Raw genomic sequence first — 12,645 nt, forward strand, 5'->3', positions numbered from 1 at the left:
GCAAGGTTGCAGCATTACAAGCGCTACGGCCCTGCTCGTAGGGTCGTGCGCTGTACGTAGCGTGGCGGGGACCCCGCTCGGTGGGTTCCTGCTCGCGCAGGTGTGCCGCCGGTTCCCGTCACGCCGAGAGGCAGCGACGAAGGAGTCAGCGCGTGCTCGATCAAGGCGCACCCCCGCAACAACGTAGTCGGACCACCCCCGCGTCCCCGGGGCCCGTCGCGCGTCTCATGCGGCGCAAGCCCGTGGAACACCTGGTCGCCGAGGGTGGCCAGGGCGAGGGAGGTTCCCTCAGGCGCTCCCTCGGGCTGTGGCAGCTCACGATGATCAGCATCGGCGCCACCCTCGGCACCGGCATCTTCGTCGTTCTCGGCGAGGCGGTGCCCAAGGCCGGTCCCGCCGTCACGCTCTCCTTCGTGATCGCAGGTCTCACCGCGCTCTTCTCTGCCCTGTCCTACGCCGAGCTGGCGGGCACCATCCCGGTCGCCGGCTCCTCGTACTCGTATGCGTACGCGACGATGGGCGAACTGATCGCCTGGATCTGCGGCTGGTGTCTGGTCCTGGAGTACGGCGTGTCGGTCGCCGCCGTGGCCGTCGGCTGGGGCGAGTACCTCAACGAGCTGCTCGACGGGACGATCGGGGTGACCATCCCGGACGCGTTGTCGGCGCCGCCCGGGGACGGTGGCATCTTCAACCTGCCGGCCCTCATCGTCGTCCTGCTGGCCATGGCCTTCCTGCTCGGCGGCGCCCGCGAGTCGGCGCGCGCCAACACCGTCATGGTGGCCGTGAAGATCGCCGCTCTGGTGATGTTCTGCGCCATCGGCGTCCAGGGTTTCCGCTCCGGCAACTACGAGCACTTCATGCCACTGGGCATGGCGGGCGTCAGCGCGGCCGGTGCGACGCTCTTCTTCTCGTACATCGGCTTCGACGCAGCCTCCACCGCCGGTGAGGAGGCCAAGAACGCGCAGCGCGACCTGCCCCGCGCGATCATGCTGTCGCTCGTCATCGTGACGGCGCTGTACGTCCTCGTCGCGGCCGTCGCCGTGGGCGCCAAGCCCTGGCAGCGGTTCGGCGACTCCGAGGCCGCGCTCGCGCAGATCATGCGCGAGGTGACCGGCCAGTCCTTCTGGGGCACCCTCCTCGCCTTCTGCGCGGTCATCGCCATCGCGAGCGTCGTCCTGACCGTGCTGTACGGCCAGACCCGCATCCTCTTCGCGATGTCCCGGGACGGCCTGGTGCCCAAGGTGTTCTCCCGTGTCCACCCGAAGACCGGCACGCCCCGCACGAACACGGTGATCGTGTCGCTGTTCTGCGGTGTGCTGGCCGCCGCGATCCCGTTGGGCCAGCTGGCCGACGCCACCAGCATCGGTACGCTGTTCGCGTTCGGGCTGGTCAACATCGCGGTCGTGGTGCTGCGCCGGACCCGTCCCGAGATGCCCCGGACCTTCCGGGTGCCGCTCTCGCCGGTACTGCCGGCCGTGGGACTCGCCTTCTGCGTCTGGATGATGGGCAGCCTTTCGGCCGTCACCTGGGTGGTCTTCGGAGTCTGGATGGCGGTCGGGCTCGTGTTCTACTTCCTTTACGGCCACCGCCGCTCCCGCCTCGCAGCGCCCGCACCATCTGAGAAGTGAACAACCCACTGTGCTGAACGATCTCGACGAACGCATCGTGCACGCCCTCGCCGAGGACGCCCGCCGCTCCTTCGCGGACATCGGGCAACTGGTCGGCCTGTCCGCGCCCGCCGTGAAGCGGCGCGTGGACCGGCTGCGGGCCACCGGGGCGATCACCGGCTTCACCGTACGGGTCGACCCGGCGGCCCTCGGCTGGGAGACCGAGGGGTTCGTCGAGATCTACTGCCGGCGCAACACCTCCCCGGAGACCATCCAGCGGGGCCTGGAGCGCTACCAGGAGGTGGTGGCCGCGTCCACCGTCACCGGCGAGGCGGACGCGGTCGCCCAGGTCTTCGCCGCCGACATGCGCCACTTCGAGCGGGTCCTTGAGCGCATCGCGGGGGAGCCGTTCGTGGAACGGACGAAGTCCGTGCTGGTGCTGTCGCCGCTCCTGCGCCGCTTCTCCGCGGGCTCACCGACCTGAGTGAACCCGGCCCGGCCTGAGTCGGCCCGGCCCGGCCTGAGTCGGCCCGGCCGGTCCGGGGTCGGTCCGGGCCGTCTGAGCCGATCCGCGCCGGGCCGAGTCCGCCGTGCCGTACCGGATCGCGCCGGGTCAGCCCGGGGTGGCGTCGAGGGCCATCAGGGTCGGGCAGGGTCTACCCGGCCGTCTTTCGGGCCAGTGCGTTGTTTCCGATCGAGTTGTGCACGCTGAAGCTGACCGCGTCCGAGCGGTAGCGGTCGTCCGACCACTCCACCGGGCGGCCCTCGCGGGTCGTGGTGACCCGGCGGACGCGCAGCAGCGGGCTCGTGCGGCGGATGGCGAGCAGTTCGGCGTCCTGGGCGCCCGCCGCCACCGCGTCGATGACATGCTCGCCGTAGGCGAAGACCAGGCCGGTGTCGTCGAGGAGGCGCTGGGTCACGGAGGGGCAGTCCGGCTCGATCGACTCGACGGCCGGGGAGATCCAGTCCGCGTACACGGTCCGCTCCAGGAGCACCGGCTCGCCGTCTAGGCCGCGCAGCCGCAGGACGTGCAACACGGGTGTCCCGTCACGAAGTTGGAGGCGCACCGCGTCCTCGGTACCGGCCGGGCGGTACTCCTGCGCGACGACCCGGCCGGTCGCCTCGCGGCCCATCGCGCGCGCCCATTCGGCGAAGCTGCGCAGTTCGGCGAAGCTCTGGCTGCGGCGGCTGGCCAGGACCACGCGGCGGGCGCCCTGGCGGGAGCCGATGAGTCCCTCGGCGGTCAGCGCCGCGACGGCCTGGCGGACCGTGCCGCGCGAGACGCCGTACCGGGTGGCGAGGTCGGTCTCGGCGGGCAGCCGCGCCCCGACCGCGTACTCCTCGCGGTCGATCGCCCGGCGCAGTGCGTCGGCGATCTCCTCGTGTCGCGCGGCCATGCTTCCCCTCTGCGTCGACGGCTGTACACAGCTTGACCAGCCTAGTCGACCTGCGGAGCTGCTCGGCTTCCACCGCAACTGTGCGTGAAATCGGGGCTCAGGGTTTCGCCAGTGTTTACGAAGGGGACACCAGCGGCGTGCGTACTGAGGCCAACTTGTTCAGACAAGTTGCCCTCATCTCCTGCATTCTCGCGCGTCCCCTGGAGAAGCCGTGACCGTGCCCCTGCCGAGAACAGCCGTCCGTGGCGGTGCCCTCGCCGCCGTCGCCGTACTCGCCCTGAGCGCCTGTGGCGCCGCCCCCGACACCAGCACCTCCACCACCGCCGACGGCAGGAACGCCGCCACCGCCACCTCCGCCGCCGACTTCGGCGGCCTCGACGCCCTGGTGAAGGCGGCGAAGAAGGAGGGCACGCTGAACGCCATCGCGCTGCCCCGCGACTGGGCCAACTACGGCGCCCTCATCGACGGCTTCCAGAAGAAGTACGGCATCAAGATCGCGGTCGAGAACCCCGACGGCTCCAGCCAGGACGAGATCAACGCCGTCACCTCCCGGAAGGGCCAGGACCGCGCGCCGGACGTCCTCGACCTCGGCAGTTCCTTCGCGCTGAGCGCCGCCCAGCAGGGGCTGCTCGCCCCGTACGAGGTGGCGTCGTACGCCGACCTCCCCGAGGGGCAGAAGGACCCGAAGGCCCGCTGGTACAACGACTACGGCGGCTACATCTCCATCGGCTGCGACGCCAAGCGCGTCAAGACCTGTCCGACCACCTTCGCGGATCTGCTCAAGCCCCGGTACAAGGGCCAGGTCGCCCTCAACGGCAACCCCACCAAGTCCGGCTCCGCCTTCGGCGGCGTCTACGCGGCCTCCCTCGCGAGCGGTGGCTCCTTCGACGACATCCAGCCCGGCCTCGACTTCTTCGCCGAACTGAAGAAGAACGGCAACTACACGCCCGTCGAGTCGACCCCGGCCACCGTCGAGAAGGGCGAGACGCCCATCAGCATCGACTGGGACTACCTCAACGCCGGATACGCCGACGAGTTCAAGTCCAAGGGTGTCGACTGGAAGGTGTCGGTGCCCAGCGACGGCCGGTTCTCCCAGTACTACTCCCAGGCGATCAACAAGGACGCCCCGCACCCGGCGGCCGCCCGCCTGTGGCAGGAGTACCTCTACAGCGCAGAGGGCCAGAACCTGTGGCTCAAGGGGTACGCCCGGCCGGCCCTGATGACCGCCATGGAGAAGGCCGGCACCCTCGACAAGACCGCCGCGGCCAAGCTGCCCGAGGTCTCCGGGACGCCCACCTTCCCGACCGAGGACCAGCAGAGCAAGGCCAAGACGGTCCTCGGGCAGGGCTGGGCCAAGGCCGTCTCCGGATGACCTCCACCGCCGTACGGGTCGACACGGCGGCCGCCGCTCCGGTGAAGCGGCGGCGCCGTGCCCTCGGCTGGCTCGCCGTCGTCCCGCTGCTCGCCTTCACCGCGCTCGCCTTCGGGCTGCCCGCCATGGCCATGCTCGACGGCGCGTTCACCGCCAAGGACCCGGCCACGGGCGCCACCTCGTACACGGCCGACAACCTGACGGCCTCCCTGCGGGGCGCGTATCTGACGGCCCTGCTCGGCAGCGTGAAGCTGTCCGCGGTGTCGGCGGGGCTGGGGGCGCTGCTCGGACTGCCGCTGGCCCAGGCCGTCGTGACCTCCCGTTTCCGCGCGCTGCGCGAGGCGGTGCTCACCGCGTCCGGGGTGCTCGCCAACTTCGGCGGCGTCCCGCTGGCGTTCGCCTTCGTCGCCACGCTCGGCAACGCCGGTGTGCTGACCCGGCACTTCGGCCTCACCGACCACGGCTGGGACCTGTACAGCTTCTGGGGCCTGGTGATCGTCTACCTGTACTTCCTGATCCCGCTGATGGTGCTCACCATCACCCCCGCCCTGGAGGGCCTGCGCTCCCAGTGGCGCGAGGCGGCGCAGAACAACGGCGCGACCTCCGCGCAGTACTGGCGGCACGTCGCCCTGCCCGTCCTGCTGCCCTCGCTGCTCGGCGGCCTGGTGCTGCTCTTCGGCAGCGCCTTCGCCGCGTACGCCACCGCCGCCGCCATGGTGGGCAGCTCCATCCCGCTGGTCACCCTCCAGATCGCCGACGCCATCTCCGGCAACGTGCTCGTCGGCCAGGAGAACGTGGCGCTCGCCCTCAGCCTCGACATGGTCCTGGTCGCGGGTCTGGTCATGGCGGTGTATCTGCCCCTGCAACGACGGAGCGCGCGATGGCTCGCCTGAACCTGTGGCGGTGGGGAGTCCTCGGCCTCGCCGGACTGTACTTCCTGGTCCCGCTGGCCGCGTCGGTCGTCTTCACCGTCGACGTGCCCGGACAGGGCGTCACCTTCGACGCCTACACCCGGATCTTCTCCACGGCGGGCTTCGGATCCAGTCTGCTGCTCTCGCTGGAACTGGCCCTCGCCACCATCGCCGTCGTCCTGCTGCTGATGGTGCCGGCCATGGTGGCGCTGCGGCTGGGCGCGCCCCGGCTGCGGCCGGTCGTCGAGGTGGTGTGCTCACTGCCGCTGGTCGTGCCGCCGATCGCGTTCGTCGCCGGTATCGGGACGGTGCTGAAATGGGGGCCCGAGCAGCTCTCGCGCACACCGCTGTTCCAGACCTTCGTGGCGATCCAGAACCCCGACTTCCCCGTGGTGCTCGTCCTGGCGTACGTCGTGATGGCGCTGCCGTTCGTGTACCGGGCCCTGGACGCGGGGCTGCGTTCCGTCGATGTGGCCACCCTCGTCGAGGCCGCCCGCAGCTGCGGGGCCGGCTGGCCGCAGGCGCTGGTCCGGGCCGTCCTGCCCAACCTGCGCGGCGCTCTGCTCAACGCCTCCTTCCTCACCCTGGCCCTGGTGCTCGGTGAGTTCACCGTGGCGCAGCTGCTCGGCTTCCAGCCCTTCGCCGTCTGGATCGTGAACGTCAGCGGATCGCAGGCCCAGCTGTCCGTCGCCGTGTCCGTGCTCAGCCTGCTCGTGACCTGGGTGCTGCTCCTCGTCCTCGCCGGTTTCGGCGGGCGCACCCGTCCTACTTCCCGGGGATGAACCATGACCGTGCTCGACAAGACAGCGACGACGACGGAACCGGCGACGAACGCGGCGACCGTCGAATTCCGCGGCCTGCGCCGGGAGTTCGGGCCGACCGTCGCCCTCGACGGCCTCGACCTCACCGTCCGGCCGGGTGAACTGCTCGCCCTGCTGGGCCCCTCCGGCTGCGGAAAGACCACCGCGCTGCGGATGCTCGCAGGGTTCGAACACCCCGACGCCGGCGCGGTGCTGGTCGACGGCGAGGACGTCACCCGGGTGCCGGCCCACCGCCGCGACGCCGGCATGGTGTTCCAGTCGTACAGCCTCTTCCCGCACCTCGACGCGCTCGACAACGTGGCCTTCGGGCTGCGGATGCGCAAGGTGCGCACCGCCGAACGGCGTTCCCGGGCAGCCGAGTTGCTGGAGCTGGTGGGCCTCGCCGACAAGGGCGCACGGTTCCCGCACCAGCTCTCCGGCGGACAGCAGCAGCGCGTCGCCCTGGCCCGTGCCCTCGCCCTGCGCCCGCGCGTCCTGCTCCTGGACGAACCGCTCTCCGCGCTCGACGCCAAGGTGCGGCTGACCCTGCGCGAGGAGATCCGGCGGCTCCAGCAGGAGCTCGGCATCACCACCCTGTTCGTCACCCACGACCAGGAGGAGGCCCTGTCCATGGCGGACCGGGTCGCCGTGATGCAGGCCGGACGGCTCGAACAGTGCGCCGCACCGGCCGAGTTGTACGGCCGGCCCGCCACGGCCTTCGTCGCCGAGTTCGTGGGCACGACGAGCCGGATCCCGGGACACCTCGACGGCGAGACCGTCGAGGTGCTCGGGCGCCGGCTGCCCGTCGACGGCAGGATCCCGGCCGCGACCGAGGTGGACGTACTGGTGCGGCCGGAGGCGGTCCGGGTGCGGGCCGAGGACGGCGGGGACGCGCGCGTGGTCGCCACCTCCTTCCTGGGCGCGGCCGTCCGGGTCACCGTCCGGCTCGCCGATGGCACGGAGGTCAAGGCCGACCTGCCCGCCCACGAGGCCGCCGCGCTCACCGCGGGCACCGCGGTGGGCCTCTCGCTGCCCGACCGCCCGGTGCTCGTCGCCGAACGTACGTCCTGATCCCCCCACCGAAAGAGGCAACCGTGACGCAACTCCCCCTCCAGGCCGTCCTGTTCGACATGGACGGCACGCTCGTCGACACCGAGCGGCTGTGGTGGGAGGCGGTGGAAGAGGTGGCCGGCCGGCCCCTGACCGAGGCGGACCGGCCGGAGGTGCTCGGCCGCCCCGTCGAGCACACCGCCCACTGGCTGGCCGCCACCACGGGCCGGCCGGCGCCGGGGCTCGCCGAGGCGCTCCACCGGGAGTTCGCGGACCGCGTCCGCGCCGACATCGTGCCGCGCCCCGGCGCGCTCGCCCTGCTCGACGCCCTGGCCCGGGAGGGCGTACCGACGGCGCTGGTGACCGCGTCGCCGCGGGCGGTCGCCGACACGGTGCTCGACGCGCTCGGCGCGAGCCGCTTCGCCGTCACCGTCACCGCCGACGACACCGAGCACACCAAGCCCGCCCCCGACCCCTACCTCGCCGCCTGCCACGCCCTGGGCGTCGACCCGGCGGCCTGTGTGGCCGTCGAGGACACCGAGACCGGCGTGACCTCCGCCGAGGCCGCCGGGTGCACGGTGCTGGCGGTGCCGTCGCTCGCGCCGGTCGGCACGGCGCCCGGCCGGACCGTCGTGCCCGGCCTGGAGGGCGTCACCCCCGGGCGGCTGCGGTCCCTGCTGCCGCACCGGCTCCGCGTCATGAGCTGGAACCTCTGGTACGGCGGCACGAAGGTCCGCGACCACCGGGCCAAGCAGCTCAAGGTCCTCACCGAGACCGACGTGGACGTGGTCGGCCTCCAGGAGACGTACGGCACCGCCGCCGAAGAGCTCGCCGAGGCCCTCGGCTGGTACCACCACCGCGCCGGGGAGAACCTCGGGATCATCAGCCGGCACCCGATCACGGCCGCCCTCGGCGACCCCGACGTGGGCTTCTACGGCGCGGCGGGCGTCCGGATCGCCGTCGGCGCAGGCGAGGCCGACGTGTGGACGGCCCACCTGGACTGCGCGCCGTACGGGCCCTACGAGTCCGCCTTCGACGGGCTCGCCGCGGACACCCTGGTCGCCCACGAGGGGGCGCGGCTCGCGCGGCTGCGGGACGCCCTGCGCCGGGTCGGGCCGGGCTCCGGCGTGCCCGTCGTCCTCGTCGGTGACTTCAACAGCCCCTCCCACCTGGACCGGCCGGACGTCGGGTGGCCGGTGACGAGGGCCGCCGAGGAGGCGGGCTTCGCCGACTCCTACCGCGAGGCGCACCCCGATCCGGTGCGGGAACCCGGGCACACCTGGTCCCCGGTCCACGCCGAGCACGAGGACGGCAGCGGCCGCCCGGAACCGCAGGACCGGATCGACTTCGTGCTCCACCGGGGCCTCAGGGTGCTGGACTCCCGGACACTCGTCACCGGCAGCCCCCGGCCGTGGCCCGACGTCGAGGACAACGACTGGCCCTCCGACCACGCCGCGGTGATCACCACCTTCGCGATCACCACCTCCGAGATCACCGGAAAGCCGGTGGGCGGCGGCGCGTGAGCCGACTACCATCGGTGGCATGACCTGGCGACATTGATCCACGACCGGCCCCGACGTCCGTCGACTGACCGCCACGCTGTACGCGTACGCGTTCCTCGACGAGTTCGTGCTGCTCTACCCGGTGTACGCGCTGCTGTTCGCGGACAGTGGCCTGTCCGTCGGGCAGATCTCCTCCCTGTTCGTCCTGTGGTCGCTGACCGGCGTCCTGCTGGAGGTGCCCTCGGGCGCCTGGGCGGACGCCGTCTCCCGACGGCTGCTGCTGTGGATCGGCCCGCTGCTGGGCGCGGCCGGCTTCGCCCTGTGGGTGCTGTTCCCTTCGTACTGGGCCTTCGCGGCCGGCTTCGTCCTGTGGGGTGCGCGCGGCGCGCTGGGATCCGGCGCGCTGGAGGCGCTGGTCTACGAGGAGCTGGACCGGGCCGGGGCCGCGGACCGGTACGCCCGGCTCACGGGCGGCGCGCACGCGGTGGGTCAGGTGGCCGTGATGGCGGCGATGGGCCTGGCCGGGCCGGTCTTCGCGGTCGGCGGGTACCGGGCCGTCGGTGCGGCCAGCGTGCTGGCGTGTCTGCTCTGCGCGGCGACGGCGACCCGTTTCGCCGAGCACCGGCGGCCGGTGGACGACGGTGACAGCGGGGCCGCGACCTTGCGGGCCGGACTGGCCGACGCCCGCCGCGACCGCTCCGTACGCGGTGCCCTGCTGCTCGTCCCGGCCGTGACTGCGGTGTGGGGCGCCCTCGACGAGTACACACCCCTGCTGGTCAGGGAGACGGGCGTACCGGAGGCGAACGTCTCCCACCTGCTGGTGCTGATCTGGGTCGGCGTCACCGCCGGAAGCCTGCTGGCCGGACCGGCCGAGCGCCTGGGCCGCAGGGGATTCGCCGCGCTGCTCGCCCTCTCCGCGCTCGCCCTCGCCCTCGGAGGGATCAGCGGCACGCCGGCCGGCATCCCCCTTGTCGCCCTCGCCTTCGGCGGCTTCCAGCTGGCGACCGTGCTGGCCGACGTCCGGCTCCAGCAGCGCATCGAGGGCACCGGCCGGGCCACCCTCACCTCGGTCGCGAGCCTCGGCACGGAGGTGGTGACCATCGCGGTGTACGGCGCGTACGGCGCCCTCGGCTCGACGTTCCCGCACGGCGTCGTCTTCGCCCTGTGCGCGGTGCCGTACCTGCTGACCGCGCTGACGATGTCGACGGTGGCACGGGGGAGGGGCGGGTGAGTGGGGCGAGCGAGGGGGCGGCGAGCGAGGGGGCGAGTGCCGGGGCGCAACGAATCGCCGCCCAGCGGTCCACGCACGCAACGTTCCGCTCACCGGCGCGCAACGGCTCCTTCTTGTCCGGCCCGGGTGGGCGCCCGTACCGTCTAGATGGCCCCCACAACCACCCTTTCGCCCGGTGAGGATCACGCATGCGCACCGCCCTGCTCCAGAGCTCCGGCCGCCCCGGTTCCGTCGTCGAGAACCTGAAGGTCCTCGACGAGGCCGCGGACCGGGCCGCCGCCGCGGGCGCCGGGCTGCTCGTCGCGCCGGAGATGTTCCTCACCGGGTACGCGATCGGCGACGACATCGCCCGCCTCGCCGAGCCCGCCGACGGGGATTCCGCGGACGCCGTCGCCGAGATCGCCGGCCGGCACGGTCTCGCGATCGCGTACGGCTACCCGGAGCGCCACGGCGAGACGGTCCACAACTCCGCCCAGCTGGTCTCCGCCGACGGCAGCCGGCTCGCGAACTACCGCAAGACCCACCTCTTCGGCTGCTTCGAGCGCGACCACTTCCAGCCGGGCGGGCAGCCGGTCGTCCAGGCCGAACTCAACGGCCTCACCGTCGGCCTCATGATCTGCTACGACGTCGAGTTCCCGGAGAACGTCCGCGCCCACGCCCTCGCCGGTACCGACCTCCTCGTGGTGCCGACCGCCCAGATGCACCCCTTCCAGTTCGTCGCCGAGTCGGTGGTCCCGGTGCGCGCCTTCGAGAACCAGATGTACGTGGCGTACGTCAACCGGGTCGGCCAGGAGGGCGAGTTCGAGTTCGTCGGCCTCTCCACACTGGCCGGGCCCGACGGAATCGCCCGCACCCGCGCCGGACGCGGCGAGGAGCTGGTGTTCGCCGACGCCGACCCGGTCGCCCTGGCCGCGTCCCGCGAGGCGAACCCGTACCTGAAGGACCGCCGCCCCGGCCTCTACGGATCCCTGGTCTGAACCCGGCCCGCACCCGCCCCGCATCCGTCACCCCCTGAGCCTCCCCCCGAGTCACCACGCGCAAGGAGTCCGTACCCCATGACGTCCACCGTGCCCAACGCCGTCGAGCACGCAGACGAGCAGCAGCCGCCGATCACCATGTTCGGCCCGGACTTCCCTTACGCGTACGACGACTTCCTCGCCCACCCGGCGGGCCTCGGCCAGATCCCCGCGACCGAGCACGGCACCGAGGTCGCCGTCATCGGCGGCGGACTGTCCGGCATCGTGGCCGCGTACGAGCTGATGAAGATGGGGCTCAAGCCGGTCGTCTACGAGGCCGACCGGATCGGCGGCCGGCTGCGCACCGTCGGCTTCGACGGCTGCGACCCCTCGCTGACCGCCGAGATGGGCGCGATGCGCTTCCCGCCGTCCTCCACGGCGCTCCAGCACTACATCGACCTGGTGGGACTGCGGACCCAGCCGTTCCCCAACCCGCTCGCGGAGGCGACCCCGTCGACGGTCGTCGACCTCAAGGGCGAGTCGCACTACGCCGAGACGGCCGAGGACCTGCCGCAGGTCTACCGCGACGTCGCGGCCGCCTGGAACAAGTGCCTCGAAGAGGGCGCCGACTTCTCCGACATGAACCAGGCGATGCGCGAGCGGGACGTGCCGCGCATCCGCGAGATCTGGGCGAAGCTCGTCGAGAAGCTCGACAACCAGACCTTCTACGGCTTCCTCTGCGACTCCGAGGCCTTCAGGTCCTTCCGGCACCGCGAGATCTTCGGCCAGGTCGGCTTCGGCACCGGCGGCTGGGACACGGACTTCCCGAACTCCATCCTGGAGATCCTGCGGGTCGTCTACACCGAGGCCGACGACCACCACCGCGGTATCGTCGGCGGCTCCCAGCAGCTGCCGCTGCGCCTCTGGGAGCGCGAGCCGGAGAAGATCGTCCACTGGGCGTACGGCACCTCGCTGGCGAGCCTGCACGAGGACGGCGAGCCCCGCCCGGCCGTGACCCGGCTGCACCGCACCGCCGGCAACCGGATCACCGTGACGGACGCGAACGGCGACATCCGCACCTACCGTGCGGCGATCTTCACCGCGCAGTCCTGGATGCTGCTGTCGAAGATCGCCTGTGACGACTCGTTGTTCCCGATCGACCACTGGACGGCGATCGAGCGCACCCACTACATGGAGTCCAGCAAGCTGTTCGTGCCGGTCGACCGGCCGTTCTGGCTCGACAAGGCCGTCGACGACAGGGGGAATCCCACCGGCCGGGACGTCATGTCGATGACGCTCACCGACCGCATGACGCGCGGCACCTACCTCCTCGACGACGGCCCGGACAAGCCCGCCGTCATCTGTCTCTCGTACACCTGGTGCGACGACAGCCTGAAGTGGCTGCCGCTGTCGGCGAACGAGCGGATGGAGGTCATGCTGAAATCGCTCGGCGAGATCTATCCGAACGTCGACATCAGGAAGCACATCATCGGCAACCCGGTGACGGTCTCCTGGGAGAACGAGCCCTACTTCATGGGCGCGTTCAAGGCCAACCTGCCCGGCCACTACCGCTACCAGCGGCGCCTGTTCACCCACTTCATGCAGGACCGGCTGCCCGAGGACAAGCGCGGCGTCTTCCTCGCCGGCGACGACATCTCCTGGACCGCGGGCTGGGCCGAGGGGGCCGTGCAGACCGCGCTGAACGCGGTCTGGGGCGTCATGCACCACTTCGGCGGGACCACCGACGCGACCAACCCGGGCCCGGGCGACGTGTACGACGAGATCGCGCCGGTGGAACTCCCGGAGGACTGAGGCCGCA

11 protein-coding genes are annotated in these 12,645 nt (G+C 71.9%); 10 read left to right on the plus strand and 1 reads right to left on the minus strand.

What is annotated here, in order from left to right; translation table 11 throughout:
- The first annotated feature begins 152 nt into the window (after positions 1-152).
- Both OHU34_RS34780 and OHU34_RS34785 read left to right on the plus strand, forming a co-directional pair.
- A complete protein-coding gene (locus OHU34_RS34780) occupies positions 153-1,628 on the plus strand; it encodes an amino acid permease (protein ID WP_142269346.1) in 1,476 nt (491 codons plus the stop codon).
- Between the two features lie 10 nt (positions 1,629-1,638).
- The gene (locus tag OHU34_RS34785; protein ID WP_020128883.1) at positions 1,639-2,091 is read left to right on the plus strand and encodes an Lrp/AsnC family transcriptional regulator; all 453 of its coding nucleotides are present in this window, start codon (positions 1,639-1,641) and stop codon (positions 2,089-2,091) included.
- 172 nt (positions 2,092-2,263) lie between these two features.
- Here the strand turns inward: OHU34_RS34785 and OHU34_RS34790 are convergent, their stop codons facing one another.
- Positions 2,264-3,004: a GntR family transcriptional regulator gene (locus tag OHU34_RS34790; protein ID WP_142269345.1), complete on the minus strand. Its 741-nt coding sequence runs from the start codon at positions 3,002-3,004 to the stop codon at positions 2,264-2,266.
- A 211-nt stretch (positions 3,005-3,215) separates the two neighbouring features.
- Here OHU34_RS34790 and OHU34_RS34795 point away from each other — a divergent pair, with 211 nt between their 5' ends.
- The 8 genes from OHU34_RS34795 (at position 3,216) to OHU34_RS34830 (ending at position 12,638) form a co-directional block, all read left to right on the plus strand.
- Positions 3,216-4,376: an ABC transporter substrate-binding protein gene (locus tag OHU34_RS34795; RefSeq protein WP_142269344.1), complete on the plus strand. Its 1,161-nt coding sequence runs from the start codon at positions 3,216-3,218 to the stop codon at positions 4,374-4,376.
- A complete protein-coding gene (locus tag OHU34_RS34800; RefSeq protein ID WP_230196461.1) occupies positions 4,373-5,269 on the plus strand; it encodes an ABC transporter permease subunit in 897 nt (298 codons plus the stop codon). Before OHU34_RS34795 ends, OHU34_RS34800 begins: the two co-directional genes overlap by 4 nt.
- On the plus strand, positions 5,257-6,069 hold the full coding sequence (locus OHU34_RS34805; protein ID WP_142269342.1) for an ABC transporter permease: 813 nt from the start codon (positions 5,257-5,259) through the stop codon (positions 6,067-6,069). The genes OHU34_RS34800 and OHU34_RS34805 overlap by 13 nt, the downstream gene beginning before the upstream one ends.
- Before the next feature lie 3 nt (positions 6,070-6,072).
- Complete coding sequence (locus OHU34_RS34810) at positions 6,073-7,158, plus strand: ABC transporter ATP-binding protein (RefSeq protein ID WP_230196462.1); 1,086 nt, start codon at positions 6,073-6,075, stop codon at positions 7,156-7,158.
- A 23-nt stretch (positions 7,159-7,181) separates the two neighbouring features.
- Entirely contained in the window at positions 7,182-8,660 is a 1,479-nt protein-coding gene (locus tag OHU34_RS34815; RefSeq protein ID WP_230196463.1) for an HAD-IA family hydrolase, read from the plus strand.
- Between the two features lie 64 nt (positions 8,661-8,724).
- The gene (locus OHU34_RS34820) at positions 8,725-9,870 is read left to right on the plus strand and encodes an MFS transporter (RefSeq protein WP_405772464.1); all 1,146 of its coding nucleotides are present in this window, start codon (positions 8,725-8,727) and stop codon (positions 9,868-9,870) included.
- A gap of 188 nt (positions 9,871-10,058) precedes the next feature.
- Positions 10,059-10,847 (plus strand): carbon-nitrogen hydrolase family protein, encoded by a 789-nt coding sequence (locus OHU34_RS34825; RefSeq protein ID WP_142269338.1) that lies wholly within the window; start codon positions 10,059-10,061, stop codon positions 10,845-10,847.
- A 78-nt stretch (positions 10,848-10,925) separates the two neighbouring features.
- Positions 10,926-12,638, plus strand: a complete 1,713-nt coding sequence (locus OHU34_RS34830; protein WP_142269337.1) for an NAD(P)/FAD-dependent oxidoreductase — start codon at positions 10,926-10,928, stop codon at positions 12,636-12,638.
- Positions 12,639-12,645: the final 7 nt, after the last annotated feature.

The organism is Streptomyces sp. NBC_00080, assembly GCF_045041255.1.
In the GTDB taxonomy this organism is placed as follows: domain Bacteria; phylum Actinomycetota; class Actinomycetes; order Streptomycetales; family Streptomycetaceae; genus Streptomyces; species Streptomyces coriariae.

Coding starts and splice junctions, on each gene's coding strand:
- OHU34_RS34790 (WP_142269345.1), bottom strand. CDS start 3,004: ATGGCCGCGCGACACGAGGAGATCGCCGACGCACTGCGCCGGGCGATC.
- OHU34_RS34805 (WP_142269342.1), top strand. CDS start 5,257: ATGGCTCGCCTGAACCTGTGGCGGTGGGGAGTCCTCGGCCTCGCCGGA.
- OHU34_RS34800 (WP_230196461.1), top strand. CDS start 4,373: ATGACCTCCACCGCCGTACGGGTCGACACGGCGGCCGCCGCTCCGGTG.
- OHU34_RS34810 (WP_230196462.1), top strand. CDS start 6,073: ATGACCGTGCTCGACAAGACAGCGACGACGACGGAACCGGCGACGAAC.
- OHU34_RS34830 (WP_142269337.1), top strand. CDS start 10,926: ATGACGTCCACCGTGCCCAACGCCGTCGAGCACGCAGACGAGCAGCAG.
- OHU34_RS34825 (WP_142269338.1), top strand. CDS start 10,059: ATGCGCACCGCCCTGCTCCAGAGCTCCGGCCGCCCCGGTTCCGTCGTC.